We start from the raw sequence: 16,719 nt of genomic DNA, 5'->3' as shown, positions 1-16,719 counted from the left end.
TACAGCGCCACGACCGGCCGGTTGACGGCGGGCGGGGTCTTGCCGCTCCAGGCGCTGAGCCAGGCCGAGATCTCGGCCAGTCGTCCGCCTTGCTCCAGCGTCGGAGACGGCCCCGGCGCGGGCGGCGCGGCGGCCAGTTGACGGATGTCGGCGAAGGGCGAAGCGGTCTCGAACGTCATGACGCGCGGACTTAAACCGCTCCGCGCTCAAAGCAACCCCCAAGGCCCTCGGATCAGTTAGCCGCGACCGTCGCGCCGAGATAAGCCTTGCAGACGCCATCTCGCTCGGCCGCCAGCTTGGTCCTCACGGTTTCGCTGCGGGTGCGCCCATCGCGCAGGGCGGCGCTACGCATTTCATCGGCGCGATCGCGAACATAGCCTATGCGTCCCCGCCCTTCCTGTTTGATCTTCGCGATCAAGGCCGTCGCATCGACCACTCCCAGATCCTTGGACTGCGCCAGCCCCAGGCAGCGGTTCGCGCTCAGAAACTCGCTGTCGCTCCAGGCGGGCTCTCCGGCGAATACCGGCGCGGCGGCCAAGGACACTCCGGCGACCGCGAGGACAGCGATAAGTTTGCGCATGGGACACTCCTTGCGATTGGACAAGACCGCGCCACGCCGACGACGCTTGCGCTTCGTCGGCCGAACGCCGAAAATCGAAAACGAGATGACCACCGCCGCCCAGCCGCCCCGCCCCATCGCCACGCCCTGCGTGAAGGTCTGCGCGGTCGACGGCGTCACCGGTTATTGCCTGGGATGCCGACGCACCCTGCCGGAGATCGCGGGCTGGGCCCGGCTTGGCGATGAGGAGCGCGCCGCGATCATGGCCGCCCTCCCCGATCGCCCGGATCCGATGGCCAGCCTGATGGCGGCCAGCGGACGCTGACGCCTATTTCGCGCCGCTCATGAACGGCGCGCAGACCTCATCGCGCTCGGCGATCAGCTTGGCCTTCTTGTCGCCCGTGGCGGCGTCGGCCTCCTTGCGCGCGGACGTCATCCGCCCATTCGCCGAGGTCTGCACGGGCAGATCGCGCTGAGCGGACTCGCTTCGCAGCAGCGCGTCGAGCGACGCGGTGTCCAGCTTGCCCAGGTTTTCCGAGCTCGCCAGGCCACGGCAGCGAGCGGCCTTCAGGAATTGAAGATCGCTGAGGCCGGAGCCGGCGGCCTGCGCCCCGCCCGCGACCGAGGCGGCGACGACGGCCGCGATGACAAACGCTTTCATGACTTCATCCCTCACGGGCTCTCTATTGCCCGGGGGATAGATAGCGTCGACGCTGAGGCCTTCGAAGTTAATTCCAAGACATGATAGCCATTACCTGTATGTAATATTTCTCATTAAATCCGCGTAATTAAACTCGCACCAATACGACATATACTTGATGTCGAATTGTTAACCACGATCTGAAAATCGCCGCTTTTGATTCACGGCTTGAAAACGCCTGCCCGCCGATAATCGAGGCAACGATCGCAGAAGCGGTCTCAAAGCCTGTATGGCGGGGTGTCTGATGTTGAGGTTCGCGGCGATCGCTCTCGTGGGCGCCTTGTCGGCGGTCGGCGCGGCCAAGGCGGTCGTGTCGCTGGACGATCTGCGCCGCCCCGAACTTCGCGCCCCCTCCGCCGCGACGGCCACGCTCGGCGGCGCCGAGGGCGGCGCGGCCCAGATCACCAAGGGCGACGACGGCCACTTCTGGGCCCAGGCCTCGGTCGACGGCAAGGCCGTGCGCTTCCTCGTCGACACGGGCGCGACGGCCGTTTCACTCAGCATGGCCGACGCCCAGCGCCTGGGCATCGACACTAGCAAGCTGAACTACGACTACAACGTCATCACCGCCGACGGCCGCACCCGCGCGGCCTCGGTCAAGCTGGCCAGCGTCGCCATCGCCGGCGCCAAGGTGCGCGACGTCGACGCCCTGGTCATCGAGAAGGGTCTCGAGAACTCGCTGCTGGGCATGAGCTATCTGGGCCGCCTGTCTCGGTTCGAGGCCACCCCGAACTCACTGATCCTGCACCCTTAGATCAGGACCTCAGGCGGCCGGCGCCTCGGCGCGCGTGTCACGCGCCGCCAGGGCCGCGCGCACGGCCTCCAACGCCCGATCCACGACCTCCAGCCCCGCCCCGGCCTTGACGCCCTCGACCGTCAGGACGCGCCGCCACGCGCGGGCGCCCGGCAGACCATGAAACAGGCCCAGCATGTGCCGGGTCATGGCCGCCAGATGCGTCCCGGCGGCCAATTCACGCGCCATGTACGGCCGGTAGCGTTCCACCGCCTCGAAGCTGTCGATATCCGCGACGTCCATCCCGAAAATCCGCCGGTCGACCTCGCCCAGCAGGCCGGCCTCGTGATAGGCCGCCCGGCCCAGCATCACGCCATCAACGCCGTTGGCCAGATGCTCCAGCACCGCGTCGAGGCTCGGCACGCCGCCATTGATGGCGATGGTCAGGTCCGGTCGTTCGCGCTTGAGCCTGTAGACGAGGCCGTAATCCAGCGGAGGAATGTCGCGGTTCTCCTTGGGCGACAGTCCCTTCAGCCAGGCCTTGCGCGCGTGGACGACGAAGCTGTCTATCCCGGCCGCCGCGCAAGCGTCGACCAGGCCGAACAGAGCCTCCTCCGGGTCCTGGTGGTCGACGCCGATCCGACACTTGACCGTCGCCGGAACCTTCACCGCGTCCTTGATGGCCGCCATGCACGCGGCGACGAGGTCCGGCTCCCGCATCAGACAAGCGCCGAAACGGCCGCTCTGCACGCGGTCCGACGGACAGCCGACATTCAGATTGATCTCGTCATAGCCGAAGTCCTCGGCGATCCGCGCGGCCAGGGCCAGCTCGGCCGGATCCGACCCGCCCAGTTGCACCGCCACCGGATGCTGCCCCGGATCGTAGCTCAGCAGCTTCTCCCGATCGCCATGCACGACCGCGCCGCTCGTCACCATCTCGGTATAGAGCAAGGCCCTCGACGACAGGACGCGATGCAAGGACCGGCAATGCCGGTCCGTCCAGTCCATCATCGGCGCGACGGAAAATCTATGAGCTTGAAATGTATTCACTTTTATAGCCGGCCCGACAGCGAGACCAATCCAACCAGGTTCAAATTTCTTGGATCGAGTTTCGCGCTCGCCCCCTCGGCTTTATCACCGCCCGCACCTATAGAGCACGCCGCCATAAAACGGAAACATTGGCGCTGACGCGACCTAGCCCGCCGCGTATCGCCAGCCGGGCGCGACGGCGGAAACACGCCCTCCCCCAGATCAGGGCGGACCGCGCGAAATGCAGAGCGTAAACCCAAATCTGGTAAGGCCTGTTAAACGAGAATCCCGACCAGAAGGAACACGGGCGCGGCGTGACGACCTCAGTGCTAGGGTAGCGACACCCCATAACCATCGATTACAGAGCGAAAAATCCTCAGATTTCGGTTGAGAGCCCCGATCTAAGGACGCGCCAGCAGATCCGAGTCCGAAATCGGACCTGCGGCGGTGAGGTCTAGCACGCTACCGCCGAACAGGCGCGCATCCGCGCCCGGCGCGGCTTTGAAAGTCACTTGGCGTCTGGGGCGCCACTGTCTCGGGCCTCCAGACGCAAGCCGGGCGGCCCTAGCGACCGGAGGGCGCTTGACGGACGGTCGCCAAAGGCTCCTGTAGCGCGCGGGTGACGCCGTTGGTCCAGCCGAAGCCGTCCTGAGTGGGATATTCGCCGCCGCCGCCCGCCTTGGCCTCCTCGATGTCGTACTTCTCCAGCATCTTGCCACTGGCCGCGTACTCGCGCTCGACAGTGGCCAGCCAGCGCTTGGATATCTCGGCGGCAAGGGCGTCCTCGCCATAGCGGCGCAGACCGGACACCGCGACCCATTGGAGCGGCGCCCAGCCATTGGGACCATCCCACTGCTGGCCAGTGCGGACCGTGGTGGTGCGCAGGCCGCCGGGAGCGAGCAGCTCGTCCCAGGCCTTCCGGGCCACGATGTGGGCTTGGCGCGCGTCGGTCGCGCCCACGAACAACGGATAGAGGGTCGCCGCGCTTAGCCGGTCCAGCCGCTGAGCGGTCGTCCACTGGTAGTCGAGGAAGGCTCCCTTTGCCGAATCCCAGAGGTAGAGGTTGATCGCCTTGGCCCGCGCCGCAGCCCGGTCGCCGTACTCGCGCGCGCAAACGGCGTCGGCCAATCTGGCGCAGCCCTCGGCGATCGCCTTTTCGAGACCGTACATCAGGCTGTTGAGATCGACCGGCACGATCGATGTGGTCTGAATCGTAGAGAGGCTTTCGCCGTTGGCCATCCAGCGCGAGGAGAAATCCCAGCCGCTCTCGGCGCCGGCGCGCAGGTCGCGGAACACGTCGGGCGCTGGACGGTCGCTCTGGGCGGCCGTTTCGAGATCCTCGCGATAAGATTCGTCGCGCGGCGTGGCGCGGTCGTCCCAATAACGGTTCAGAACCTCGCCGCCGGCAAGGGCCACCACGCGACGGTGCGCCTGACCGGGCTTGAGGCCGTCCGCGCCCTCCATCCAGAAGGCGTGCTCGCGCCGCATCAGGTCGACGCGGGTTTTGAGCGTCTTGGGATCGGTCGCCTTCGAGAGTCCGACCATGGCGAAGAAGAACGGCGGCTGCGAGCGGCTCAGATAGTAGGTCCGCGCGCCGTTGGGCACATGGCCGTAGGTTCCGATCAGGTCGCCAAAATTGTCGATCATGCTCTCGACCAGATCATCGCGTCCGTCGGCCTTCAGGCCAAGCATCGTGAAATAGCTGTCCCAGTAATAGATCTCGCGAAAGCGCCCGCCCGGAACGACGAAGGACCTCTTCATGGCCAGCGCCGAGCCGCCCGCGACGGGCTTGACCGGCGGTCGCGTCAGCCTTGGCCATAGGGCCACGATATGAGCCTTGATCGGCGGCCGGGCCTTGCTCGGCGTCGGGGTCGCGCCGGCTTCGGGTAAGATGAAGTTGGCGCGGACGAAGCGCGCCAGCTCGGCGTCGGTGAACCGGCGATGCGCGCGGTAGTCGGCCATGATCCGGTCCGCCGGCCGCTTGGGGACCGCGTCGACAAAGGTCTTGCCGTCCGCGAAGATCCGACGGATCTGAACCGCTTGGAACAGCGCCTGATAGGTGTCCGCCGGCGTCGGGATCGTCGAGGCCTTCTGGGTCGCCTCTTGCGCCCCGACCGTAGAGGCCAGGGCCGTGACGGCCAGCGTCGCGAAGATCAGACGACTCATGTGCGGCCTCCTGGCGCTCAAGGGCGTTGGCGCGCCACTCCCCATCGAAAGTCGGGCCAATCTCATCCCCCAACCAATTCGGCGATCACCGCGTCATGGTTCGGTAGCGTCGGCGCGGCCCGAGCGATCAGCGCCGCGAGGTCGTCTAGACGCCGCAGGTTCGATGCGGGGTCGAGCGTATCGGCGAGCGGCGCGTATCCCTGAGCGACAATCCCCTGCCCCTCCAACACGGCCAGCCAGCTGGCCTCGCGGAAGAGTTCGTCCTGAGAGAGCATCAAGCGGCCCGAGCGGCGGTAGTGGGCGATCTTCTCGCTCAGGGAGTCGGGCGCGGCCATGGCGCGGGCTTGGCGCCACAGCGGTTGATCGTGCTGTTCCGTCGCGTGGTAGTGCAGGATGAGGAAGTCGCGAATGCCGTCCATGTCGCGGCCAAATAGGGCGTTGAACTGGCGCGCCAGGCTTGGGTCGCAGTCACGATCCGGAAACAGCGAGATCAGCTTGGCGATGCCGCTCTGGATCAGGTGGATGCTCGTCGACTCCAGCGGCTCCAGGAAGCCGGCGGAGAGCCCGATCGCCACTACATTGCCTCGCCAGCTCTCGCGCCGGAATCCGGCCTTGAAGCGCAGGAAGCAGGGCTCGGCCAGAAGCTCGCCGTCCAGATTCGCCAAAAGGGTCGAGGCGGCCTCGTCGTCGGAGATGAAGGCGCTGGCATAGACATAGCCATTACCCGTGCGGTGCTGCAGCGGAATGCGCCACTGCCAGCCGGCCGGGCGAAGGGTCGACCGGGTGTAGGGCGTGGTTTCGCGGCTTCGCGCGCAAGGCGCGGCCACCGCGCGGTCGCAAGGCAGCCAGTGAGACCAGTCCTCGAAGGGCGCGCCCAGCGCCTCGCCGATCAGCAGCGCTCGGAACCCCGAGCAGTCGATGAAGAGCTCGCCCTCGATCCGCTCGCCGCGGTCCGTGGACAAGGCGACGACGAAACCGCTCTCCGGATCCCGCTCCACCGCCGTCACCTTGCCCTCGTGACGAACCACGCCCGCCGCCTCGGCCAAGCCGCGCAGATGGGACGCGTACAGCGCCGCATCGAAATGGTAGGCGTAGCCCAGGGTCGAAAGGATCGAACGGGGGTCCTCCGCCGGCTTGGCGAAACGATTGGCGGCGGCCAGGGCGGTCGCGAGCGAGAAATCGGACAGCGGACGGGACGAACCGTCCGCCCGGGATTTGAGCCAGAGCTGGTGGAACGGCGCCTGATCCAGCTCGACGCCATAGCGCCCGAACGGATGGAAATAGCGATGGCCGGGTCGCGCCCAGTCGACGAACTCGATGCCGAGCTTGAAACTAGCCTTCGTGGCCCGCAGGAACTCCGCCTCATCCAGGCCGATGAGCGCGTTGAACCAATGGATCGTCGGGATGGTCGCCTCCCCGACTCCCACCGTGCCAATCGCCTCTGACTCGACGAGCTCGATCCGCACGGTTCGGCCGAAACAGCGGGACAAGGCGGCGGCCGTCATCCAGCCGGCGGTTCCCCCGCCCAGGATCACGACCCGAGAGATACGGTTCATGGCGTCTCCTACTTTCCGGCCGGAGGGCGGACCGCCAAGTATACCGTGCTCCAAAGCTGGGCGGCGTTCGACTCGTCGACATCGGCCTTACCGGCTCCGAAAGGAACCACCTGGTAGCGTCCATCGCGAAAGGTCCAGGACCAGAGTTCGGAGCTCTGCAACGCCCGGGTGGCGTCGATGGCGCGCCACAGGCTCGCCTGAGCCGCCTTCAACCGGACCTTCGTCGCTTGTGGCAAATCGCGGCGCGCCAGCTGCCGCTCGATGCCCGCCGCCAGCAGGGCCTGCTGCCACGACCAGACCACCGCGCCGTGATACTCGGCCGGCGAGAAGCGCGTCTTGACCTCATCGCCGGCGAACGCGGGGTTGGCGACCACCAGGCCGACATCGGTCATCAGGCCCGCCGGGAACGGCCGCATGATCGCGCCGAGATAGGTGTCGAGGTCGCGGGCCGACGGCGCGCCGAACAGGAGCAGGAAACCCTCATCCGAATTGACGATCGGCACGGGTCGCCCCTCGGCGTCCAGCGACAGCGCGTGGAAGGTCAGGGAATAGCCGCCAAGCGCGGTCAGCGCCGGGGTCGCCGGAACGCCCATCGACGCGGCGTAGGTGTCGATAGCCCGGCGCGCCTGGTCGTTGTCGAGCTTTACGTCGAACAATGGGGGCGCCTTGGCGCGCCAAACACGAGCGGCCTCCCCTGCGCGCTTGAACCGAAGCCGCTCCTGGTCGGACAGATAGGGATCCAGCAAACCGGCCTTCAGCAGCCGATCGGCCGCCTCCAACGCCGCCGGGACCAAGGTGGCGTTGACATCGTAGGCGTAGATCCCCCGCCCCAGCCCCTCGTTGCTGTCGCGCCATTCGCCGGTCATCCGGCCGGCTTTGAGCGCGATCAGTTTCGCCTTGCCGGGCGCTTCGGCGAACGGCGCCGCCGCCGCGAGGACAAAGCGCAGGTTTCTGACCAGCAAGGCTCCGACGGGCTCTCGCGCTCCTGGCCTGGATTCACTGGCCAGGGTGGTCGCAAGATAACCCGCCGCCCGCGCGCGCCCAGGTCCCAGCAGATAGTCGGCCGCGACCGGGCCCAGCATGTAGTCGCCGTCGATCATTCCGTAGTCGAGCTCGGCGGCGTCGCCCGGGCGCCCCGCCTTGCGGTTTTGGAGAATGGCGAACTCGCCGATGCCTTCCTCGTGGGCGACCTCGCCTTCGGCCGAAAGCCTGGCCAGGACCGAATTGAGTCCGGCCTCGGTCGCCTCGGGCCGAAGCGCCGGCATCAACAGCCGCGTGGACATCAGGGTGTCCCGGCCGAAATAGGTGTTGAAGCGCCAGGAGCCGGCCAGGAACTTCTCCCGGTAGCTCAGGAAGGCCAGGGCGTTTCGGGCCGCCGGATCCTTCGCGGCGCGAGCATTCAGCAATTGCGGAACAGGCAGAGGCGTCAACGGCGCATCGCCAGTGAGCGCCGTGACCTCCAGCCGGATCTTGCCCTTGACCCCCGCGATGATCGCGCCTTGGTCGATGCGGCCTTCGATCACGCGGAGCGCCAAGCCATAGCCCGGCGCGCCATCAAGACGCGGGCGTCGGTAAGTAATCGTATCTCCGGCAATGGAGGGTTTGACGGCGACTTCCGGGGGGAAGCGGCCGACGGACTGATAGTCGCGCAGATAGCGCACATTCGACAGCACCGCCTGGCGCGGGACGAGCCTGGGGGTCGTGATCTCCGCCGAGAAAACGATCCCACGCGACACGCCTTCGCGCACGGGCTTCGGCGCGGCGTCCAAGCGCCATTCCGCCGACCGATCGAGCCGCTCGAACCACAGACCCGTTCCGCTGTTGCCAGCGGGGAACGCCACCAGGATCCTCGGGTCCACGCCGTTGCGCAGCAGCAGGTGCGCGGCCACCGCTCCATCACGGATGAAAGCGTTGAGGTTCTGCCCCTCGGTAAGGCGATAGGCCAGTTCCGGGCCAGCGGCCGCGGCGATCCTTGGCGAGACGAGGGTCAAGGCCAAGGCGGCCGTGACGGCGGCGCGGGTCAGAGTTTTCATGACGCTACCGTTCTGGAAAGGAAAGCGGACGCCGAACCTCGGCGTCCGCGAGTTACGCCCTCAGGGGAGGCGGCTAGAGCCCTCTAGCTTTAGATGGAACCGTCCAAAGCATTCGAAAGGGCTCTAAACCTTTGAAGATAAATCCTGTTTTATCTGGTTTAGGTGGTTCCATCCAAACCAGACAGGCCTAGAAGCGTAGGGTGATCGACCCGCCATAGGTCGGGCCGGCGATGCCTCTCGCGTAGAAGTAACCCGACGCCGCGTTCTGGGTTTGGCCTTGGCGCGGATTGCCCTCGGTCAGGCCCACGACGTCGAAGATGTTGTCGGCGTTGAAGCTGACCTGGATGTTGTCCTTGACGTTCAGGGAGATCCCCACACTGGTCACGCCGTAGGACGGGAGGGCCACGCCATTTCCGGAGTCGGCGTAGATCTTGCCGATGTACTTGTATCGCGCGTAGATCTCGCCGAGGCCGTTGGGCAGCTTGACGGTCGGCGTAATCGTGAGGAGTCGGGCAGGCGTCCGCTCGGGTCGGTTGCCGTCATAGGTTGGCTGGGCCACGCCATTCAGCCTCAGATTGTTCAGCTGCGGCCTCTGGAGCACGCCCGCGATATCGACCGAAAACCATGCGTTGGGACGGATCATCGCATCCAGCTCGATCCCATTGGTATGCAGGTCGGCCAGGAAGCTCGTCTGCTTCGTCGGGTCGGCGGGATCGATGAAGTTGTAGAACTGATTGTTGAAGTTGGTGCGGAACACCGTGGCCGAGGCGTTGATCAGATCGCCGCGCTTGAACCGAACCCCGGCTTCGTACAGCTCGATCTTGGTCATGGGATCGGTGTTGTTGGTCTGGAAGCCGCTGGCGTAACGGCCATAGACCGAGAGGCTGGGCGTAAACAGATAGCTGGCCCCCAGCGTCCAGGCGACTTTGGCGCGCGTCTTTCGCGTCACCGAATAGGTGCCGTCGAAGGTCGAACCGACCGTGCGGACCACGCCGACGACGCCGGGCTGGACCGGCTGATTGACCGCCGCGGTGTTGCCGTCGAAGTGGGTGGCGTCGTCGCTTTCCCACCGCGCGCCGCCATCGATGTGGATCTTCTCACCGATCGCCAGTTCGTCGTTGGCGTAGACCGAGACGGACTTGTCCTCGTTGCGGCGCATCCCGGCGCCCCAATTGCCATACGAGATCATGCCGTTGTCGCTCAGCGTGCCGACGACGGCGTTGCTGCTGTTCAGCGCGACGATGTCGTAGATGTCACTTTTGTTCCGGACATCGTTGACCACCGAGGCGACCGCCGACTGGTTCTGCGAGCGGCTCACATCGTAATATTGCAGACCCGCGGTCAGCGAGTTTTGATAACCCTCGCCCCGCTGCTCCCAGCGCCCTCCGACATTGACGGCCAGGTCGTGGCCCGACTGGTAGTCGTGGTTGAGGGTGGTCTGTTGCAGAAAGCCATTGCCGTTCAGCGCGTTCAGCGTGGCGACTTGGTTGGCGCCGACGACGACGCCGGTCCGCAGGTTCTTGATCCCGAACCGCGCGGCCGTCGGATAGGCGGCCTGTCCCAGCGTGAGCAGGTCATTGATCGGCGAGCCCGCGCCCGGCGTCAGATAGGCGACCGCGCTGGCCAAGCCGGCGTTGCCTGTGCCCGAGCCCGGAAACAGGCCGTTGAAATCGTCGCTCAGATCGAGATAGCGGGCGCGCGCGAAGACCTCGAAAGAGTCGCTGATCGGCTTCTCGATATCGAGCCGCAGTTGCTTGGTCTTGACCCGCACGCCTTCCGAGAACCGGAAATCCCGAAATCCGTCGCTCTCGACGGCCGTCGAGACCGGGACCGAAAGCCTGGCGAAGGCGTCGCCGCCGATATTGTCGAACTGGGTGTCCAGGCCGGGGATCGCGCCGGGCTTGCCGTTTCTATACGCATAGGGCTGGTCCGCATAGTACGCCGCCTTGACGTCGCCGACCTTGCCGGTCAGCCGCGCATAGCCGCCCCCGTCGAAACGGTATTCCAGCATCGCCTTGAAGCGATAGCCGTCATAGTCGAAGGTGTTGTGGCGCACGCCGGGGTTCGACTGGATATAACCCCCGACGTTGAAGGCCAGCTTGTCCGTGATCGGGGCGCTATAATAGACGTCTGCCCGCTTAAGCCCGTAATTGTAACCGGTCAGGCGCGCGACGCCCTCGGCCTTGGTGAAGTTGGGCTTGCGGGAGATGAAGTTGATGGTCGCGCCAGCGCCGTTGACCGTGAGAATGCCCGACGTGCCGCCCTTGACCGCCTCGAGACGGTCGATCGTGATGTCCTCGGAAAAGAAGAAGTCCGCGCCACCGCCCTGGTAGATGACCGGTAGGCCGTCTTCCTCCAGCTGGATGAAGCGCTGACCGCCCCCCTGCAGGCCACGGACCGAATAGTTGTTCGAAAGCTCGCCCGCCGTGCCCTCGACGAAGATCCCCGGCACCATCTCCAACAGATCGGCGGTGGAGCGCGGCGCCTTGCGCTCGAGGTCGTCACGGGTGGCGTAGGTGATGTCGGCGGACGCCGTGATCAGCGGGCGATTACGGGACGTCATCCCGGTGACCACGACCTCGTCCACGGTCGTCGGCTCGGCCTGGGGCGCGGCGGCCGGATCCGCCGGCCGAGCGCCTTGGTCGAGAACGATAGTGCGGCCGTTGTTGGAGACCACCTGCAGATTGGACCCCCGAAGCAGCCGCTCCAGCCCCTCGCTGACAGTGTAGGTGCCTTGGACCGCGCTGACGCGCTGCCCTTGAATCGCGCTCTGCGGCGCGAGGATCTGCGTCTCGGCCTGCTTGCCGAACAGGGGGATACCGGTCGTGGCTGGCTGCGCGGGAACATCGAACTTGCGCACCTGGGCCTCGGCGCCAGCGGCGACCATCAAGGTCACGGCGCTCGTTGCGAGCATCAAATAGGATCTATAGTGGCCGCCCTGCGTCCGCATGAGCCCCCTCCCTTAGCGTTGCTTAAATCGACGCTTCTCGGAGCGCCTAATAGTAGGGATGCGCCGGGAGACAGGTTCCGTCAGAAAATTTGATAAATTTGTCAGGATCCCGAGGCGGCTCGGAGGATGATGGCGTCCTCCCGCTGAGTGATTTGGCCGTGGAAGGTCGCCGCCGCCGCCTGGGCGAAGCCCTCGGGATCGTTGATGCGGAACCAGCCGACAAAGCGCTTGTCGGCCAAGCGCGCGTCGGCCACCTCGATCTTGCGATCGTTGTAGCGATTGAACTCGGCGGCGGCCTCGGCCAGCGTCTGGCCGTCCAGCACGATCTGCCCGTCGCGCCACGCCAACTGGCGGCCTAGATCCGCGTCGGCCTTCGGCGGCGTCAGCACGCCCGCGTCATTCTCGGCGAACACCCGTTCACCGGCCGACACGCGTCGCGGCGGCGCGCCACCATCTCGCGTCCAGACCTCGACCACCCCTTCGGTGACCAGCACATCGCTGCCGCCCTCGCGTCGGCGCACCGAGAACGCCGTGCCCACCGCCCGAACCCGAACCGGCCCGCTCTCGACCACGAAAGGACGGACGGGATCTTTCGCCACCTCGAACCAGGCCTCGCCGCGCGCCAGCCTCACCGCGCGCAAGCGAGGACGCAAAGACACTTCCACTTCGGAATCCGTGTTGATCGCCGCCACCGAGCCATCGGCCATCGGCACTCGCCGGATCTCGCCAAGCGTGGTGCCGTAGCGTCGGACCAGCAGCCGCGGGACCACGACCGCCGCGGTCACGCCGGCGGCCACGGCGCCCAGCCCGGCGATGATGCTCCGCCGCCGCAGGCGCGATCCCCCGGACACCGTCGGCGCCAGCACGCTGGAACGGTCCAGATGTTTCCACCCCGCCTGGGCCCGCGCATAGGCGCCGCTTCGGCGACGATCGGCGGCCAGCCAGGCCTCGAGCTCGGCCTGGAAACCGGGATCGTCCCCGTCACGGTCCGCCCGGACCACCCATCGGGCGGCGGCGGCGTCGATGTCAGCGGCGCTTTCGCGATCGACCATCACTACTCACTCTCGGTCTCTTCGCCCTCGCTGGAGCGTCCTGTTCGGTGATGGCCGCGAGAATGGCGCGCAGCCCCCTCACGGACTCGTTCTCGACAATGTTCTCGGTCACGCCCAGCCGGCGGGCGATCTCGCGTTGCGGCAAGCCTTCTATCTTGCGCATTTCGATGATCCGTCGACAACGGTCCGGCAGAGCGGCGATCAGCCCCCGAACGCGCTCAAGCTCGCGCCGACCCGAAACCACACGCTCGGCGGAAGGGTCATCGAGGATGAGATTGAGGCTCTCCATCTCGCTAACCGTTTCGATCCGAACCACGCGCGCGCGCCGAAGCTGTTCCAGCGCCACGCTGCGCGCCGCTTGGAAGAAATAGGACCTCGGATGCTCGATATGATCGATCTGGGTCAAGGCCGCCAACCTGCAATAGGTCTCCTGGATAATGTCGTCGACATCCCCAGCATTGGCGAAGGACTGCTTGAGCCAGACGCGCAGGTCCGCTTCGTGGGGAAGGATGTGCCGCCCCAACCAGATCGTAACGCGGGCCCGCCCTTCCAACACGTCTCCTCACCGCCGCACACTCTAAAGAGATAGATGCACGAGGGCCGGGGTTCCGTCACGCTGGCCGCGGAAAGTTCGCGTCTCTAGGGCCCATCTGGTCAGCGGCGGAACCTCACAGGGCCTCGCAAAAGAAGCGCCCGGGTAAGGGGCCGTTCGGATAAAGGGCTTGGAACCGGTAGAGGACCAAGACCCACTCGGCTTCATCGAAGGTGAGGCCGAACCGCTTGGCCACCCATGCCGCGGACGGCTCGGCATAGATATCCTCGACGTCGGTCTCCGGCGCCATCAGTCCCATGCGGGAAACGGATCGGAGAGCTTGGCCCAGGCCTTGGGGCCAAAGCCGAACTGCAAGTCGGACACCAAGCAGGCGTCGAAGCCCCTCTCCAGCGCTCCGCGATCCATATTCTGCCCGATCAGCACGATCTCCTGGCGCCGATCGCCATGTATCGGCCGCCACACCTTCTCGATCGCGGCGCGCCAGGTCGGATCATCCGGCCAGCGCTCGCGCGGGGCCGTGGCCCACCAACGGCCCTGCGGACCAAACTGTGTGATGGCGCCGGCCTGACTCCAGCCGCCGACACGGTCATGGCGAGTGGCCAGCCAGAGGAAGCCCTTGGACCGGATGACGCCGGGCCATTCGCTATTCAGCCACGCCTTAAGCTTCTCGGGATGAAAAGGCTTCGCGGCGCGATAGACGAAATGGCTGATCCCATATTCCTCGGTTTCGGGCAGCATCTGGCCCATCAGCGCCTTCTGCCAGCCCGCCGCGCCCTCGGCGCGAACGGGATCGAACAAACCGGTATCCAACACGTCGTCCAGCGCGACAGCGCCCCGCGCCGCGCGAACGATCCGCGCCTGCGGATTGAAGGTCGCGATGACGCCCTCGAGCCGCCCGAGGTCCTCGGCGGACACGAGGTCGGTCTTGTTCAGGACGATGACGTCGGCGAATTCGACTTGCTCGACCAGCAGATCGACGACCGTGCGATCATCGCCCTCCCCCGCCGTCTCGCCACGATCGGCCAGACGATCGCGCGACCCGTAGTCGCGCGGGAAATTGAAGGCGTCGACCACCGTGACCAGCGTGTCCAACCGCGCCACGTCCGACAGGCTTTGGTCGTCTTCGTCGCGGAAGTCGAACGTGGCGGCCACGGGCATGGGCTCCGAAATACCCGTGGACTCGATCAGCAGGTAGTCGAACCGACGCTCGGCGGCCAGACGGCGCACCTCCTTCAGCAGATCCTCGCGCAAGGTGCAGCAGATACAGCCGTTGGACATCTCGACCAGGGCTTCATCGGTGCGCGACAGGTCGGCAGCGCCCTCGGCGACCAAGGCCGCGTCGATGTTCACCTCGCTCATGTCGTTGACGATGACCGCGACCTTCTTGCCCTCGCGATTGGCCAGGACGTGGTTCAGCAGCGTGGTCTTGCCCGCGCCAAGAAAGCCCGAGAGCACCGTGACCGGCAGCCGCCGGTCCACGCGGCGGGACTGTGGATTTGTCGCGACGGTCATGGCGGCCTCTAAATGTTATAATATAACATCGATAGCGCGCGCCAACCCGCCCTCGCAAGTATTGTTATGTTATAACATATATGATTTAAACCCTCTGTCCCGCCGCGGGTTCGCTTCGATGCAGCCCCCAACGATCGACCACCGCCAAAGCCTCCCCTCTGGCGGCCAGGCGCGCCCGCGGCGGGCGCTTTCAGCTAGCCCAGATCCAGCGCCTGCGTGAGATCACCGGGCGCGACGCCGCCGGCCGCGATCATCGCCTGGTCCCGCGCGACGACGCCGGGCAACGGCGCCAGCCCGAACCGGCGGTTCAGCAGGCGTTGGATCGAGCCGGTGTCATAGACCGTGTGGTCGACGTGACCGCGTCGGGCATGGGGCGACACGACGAGCGCCGGGATGCGCGTTCCCGGTCCCCAACGATCCCCCTTCGGCGGCGCGACATGATCCCACCAGCCGCCGTTCTCGTCGAAGGTCACGACGACCAGCATCTTGGCCCACTGCGGACCGCTCATCAGGGCGTCGATCACGCGGGCGATGTGGCGGTCGCCGGCGTCCACGTCCGAATAGCCGGCGTGCATGTTGAGATCGCCCTGCGGCTTGTAGAAGCTGACGGCCGGCAGTCGCCCGGCCTGGGCGTCGGCCATGAACCGATTGGTGCGAGCGCTGTCGCCGAAGCCCGCGTCGCGCAGCCGCCCACGTCCGGGAGCGCCCGGAGCATAGCGGGCGAAATAGTTGAACGGCTGGTGGTGAACCTGAAAATTGGGCCGCGCCGGAAACAGCGCCGCGTCGTCGCCGGTCCCCGCGAGGGCCAGCGCCCAAGCACCGGCGTACCAGGCCCACTCGACGCCCTTGGCCGAGAGCCGGTCGCCGATCGTCTCGTGGCCTTGCGGCGGCAGGGTCAACGGCTGCTTGGCGTCGGCCAGGCGAGGATCGTTCGGATCGCGACTGGCGCTGGGCGCGTAGGGCGGCATCATGGTGTTCACCGCCCAGAAATCCGGCGTCAGCGTGCTTGGCCCGAAGCGCGGCCGACCATCCAGGGCGCTGGCCGGACTGCCGACCAGAGGCTTGAGCCGCGCGCCCTTGGGGTCGCCCCCCTCGACCGTGGCGAGCAACCCCTTGGCCGGGCCCTTGTCGGCGTCGGGGTAGAACGGCGGCCGGGCCGCGATCAGGTACTGGTGATTCAGGAACGAACCGCCGAACGCGCCCATGAAGAAGTTGTCGCAGAGCGTGAAGCGCTCGGCCAACCGCCAGAGGCGCAGGTTCACCGACGCGTCGCCATAGTGGCCCATCACCAGCGCGCCGCTGTCGCCCCAGGCGACAAACCGGTCGTTGGCGCCGCCATTGATCTGCATCTGGTTTTGGTAGAAGGCGTGCACGAGGTCGCGCGTGACGACCCCGTGCGGCAGAGGATCCCCGCTGGGCGTCGCCAGGGCGAACGGCGCGTTGGGAAGGCGCGGCAGGTCCGCCTCGCCGATCTTGTAGCGCGTGTGCTCCACGACCTGCTCGTGCGGAACCATGCCGCCCCAGACCGGCGGCAGGTGAGCCAGGGGCCGTCCATCGCGGTCGCGCTGTTCGACGCGCTCGGGCGGTTCGGCCGCCAGCGGCCGCTCGAGCCCCGGGAACCCCGCGAACAGATTGTTGAAGCTCCGGTTCTCGGCATAGATCACCACGACCGTGTCGATCGCCTCGCCCAGTCGGCGGTCGATCTCGGCGCGGGATGTCCGCGTCGGCGCGGCCCCGGCGGCCTGGGCCGACACGCCCGCCCCGGCCAAGGCCAACGCGCCAAGAAGGCCCCGACGCGAAGGGCGCCCCCGCGCGCCGCCATCGGCGACGCCGCCTTGATCGCTCGTCGAACGCTTACGCATCACTATGATCCAAC

Annotated in this window: 14 protein-coding genes and 1 pseudogene; 2 read left to right on the top strand and 13 right to left on the bottom strand. The window is 66.5% G+C overall.

Annotation, left to right across the window (positions count from 1 at the left end; translation table 11 throughout):
• Together FCU40_RS02865 and FCU40_RS02860 are read right to left on the bottom strand one after the other, a co-directional pair.
• Positions 1-179 (bottom strand): annotated as a pseudogene (locus FCU40_RS02865) (nicotinate-nucleotide--dimethylbenzimidazole phosphoribosyltransferase); the annotation flags it as partial.
• A gap of 53 nt (positions 180-232) precedes the next feature.
• Positions 233-538, bottom strand: coding sequence for a hypothetical protein (locus FCU40_RS02860; protein WP_168072773.1), 306 nt, complete (start codon positions 536-538; stop codon positions 233-235).
• A 127-nt stretch (positions 539-665) separates the two neighbouring features.
• Here FCU40_RS02860 and FCU40_RS02855 point away from each other — a divergent pair, with 127 nt between their 5' ends.
• Positions 666-884, top strand: coding sequence for a DUF1289 domain-containing protein (locus FCU40_RS02855; protein ID WP_168072771.1), 219 nt, complete (start codon positions 666-668; stop codon positions 882-884).
• Between the two features lie 3 nt (positions 885-887).
• Here FCU40_RS02855 and FCU40_RS02850 read toward each other — a convergent pair whose 3' ends face one another.
• Positions 888-1,220 carry a hypothetical protein gene (locus FCU40_RS02850; RefSeq protein ID WP_004620265.1) on the bottom strand — a complete coding sequence of 111 codons (333 nt, stop codon included), beginning with the start codon at positions 1,218-1,220 and terminating at the stop codon, positions 888-890.
• A gap of 283 nt (positions 1,221-1,503) precedes the next feature.
• On the opposite strand from FCU40_RS02850, the gene FCU40_RS02845 reads away from it, so the two are divergent.
• A complete protein-coding gene (locus FCU40_RS02845; RefSeq protein WP_004620267.1) occupies positions 1,504-2,013 on the top strand; it encodes a TIGR02281 family clan AA aspartic protease in 510 nt (169 codons plus the stop codon).
• Positions 2,014-2,022: 9 nt separating this feature from the next.
• Here FCU40_RS02845 and dusA read toward each other — a convergent pair whose 3' ends face one another.
• The 10 genes from dusA to acpA form a co-directional block, all read right to left on the bottom strand.
• The gene (gene dusA, locus FCU40_RS02840; RefSeq protein WP_275052037.1) at positions 2,023-3,048 is read right to left on the bottom strand and encodes a tRNA dihydrouridine(20/20a) synthase DusA; all 1,026 of its coding nucleotides are present in this window, start codon (positions 3,046-3,048) and stop codon (positions 2,023-2,025) included.
• Positions 3,049-3,585: 537 nt separating this feature from the next.
• The gene (gene treF / locus FCU40_RS02835; protein WP_168072767.1) at positions 3,586-5,187 is read right to left on the bottom strand and encodes an alpha,alpha-trehalase TreF; all 1,602 of its coding nucleotides are present in this window, start codon (positions 5,185-5,187) and stop codon (positions 3,586-3,588) included.
• Between the two features lie 62 nt (positions 5,188-5,249).
• Positions 5,250-6,743 (bottom strand): tryptophan halogenase family protein, encoded by a 1,494-nt coding sequence (locus tag FCU40_RS02830; protein ID WP_168072766.1) that lies wholly within the window; start codon positions 6,741-6,743, stop codon positions 5,250-5,252.
• An 8-nt stretch (positions 6,744-6,751) separates the two neighbouring features.
• Positions 6,752-8,776 (bottom strand): hypothetical protein, encoded by a 2,025-nt coding sequence (locus FCU40_RS02825; protein ID WP_168072764.1) that lies wholly within the window; start codon positions 8,774-8,776, stop codon positions 6,752-6,754.
• A 187-nt stretch (positions 8,777-8,963) separates the two neighbouring features.
• The gene (locus tag FCU40_RS02820) at positions 8,964-11,690 is read right to left on the bottom strand and encodes a TonB-dependent receptor (RefSeq protein WP_241693537.1); all 2,727 of its coding nucleotides are present in this window, start codon (positions 11,688-11,690) and stop codon (positions 8,964-8,966) included.
• Between the two features lie 137 nt (positions 11,691-11,827).
• The gene (locus FCU40_RS02815; protein ID WP_168072760.1) at positions 11,828-12,778 is read right to left on the bottom strand and encodes a FecR domain-containing protein; all 951 of its coding nucleotides are present in this window, start codon (positions 12,776-12,778) and stop codon (positions 11,828-11,830) included.
• Positions 12,753-13,334 carry a sigma-70 family RNA polymerase sigma factor gene (locus FCU40_RS02810; protein ID WP_168072759.1) on the bottom strand — a complete coding sequence of 194 codons (582 nt, stop codon included), beginning with the start codon at positions 13,332-13,334 and terminating at the stop codon, positions 12,753-12,755. The genes FCU40_RS02815 and FCU40_RS02810 overlap by 26 nt, the downstream gene beginning before the upstream one ends.
• A gap of 112 nt (positions 13,335-13,446) precedes the next feature.
• Positions 13,447-13,620: a hypothetical protein gene (locus tag FCU40_RS02805; RefSeq protein WP_004616732.1), complete on the bottom strand. Its 174-nt coding sequence runs from the start codon at positions 13,618-13,620 to the stop codon at positions 13,447-13,449.
• Entirely contained in the window at positions 13,620-14,843 is a 1,224-nt protein-coding gene (gene zigA, locus FCU40_RS02800; protein WP_168072757.1) for a zinc metallochaperone GTPase ZigA, read from the bottom strand. Before zigA ends, FCU40_RS02805 begins: the two co-directional genes overlap by 1 nt.
• 194 nt (positions 14,844-15,037) lie before the next feature.
• The gene (gene acpA, locus FCU40_RS02795; protein ID WP_168072756.1) at positions 15,038-16,705 is read right to left on the bottom strand and encodes an acid phosphatase; all 1,668 of its coding nucleotides are present in this window, start codon (positions 16,703-16,705) and stop codon (positions 15,038-15,040) included.
• Between the last annotated feature and the right edge of the window lie 14 nt (positions 16,706-16,719).

It is taken from the genome of Caulobacter sp. SSI4214, from assembly GCF_012184455.1.
GTDB lineage: Bacteria > Pseudomonadota > Alphaproteobacteria > Caulobacterales > Caulobacteraceae > Caulobacter > Caulobacter vibrioides_E.
This window is presented reverse-complemented; position numbering and strand designations above follow the sequence as displayed.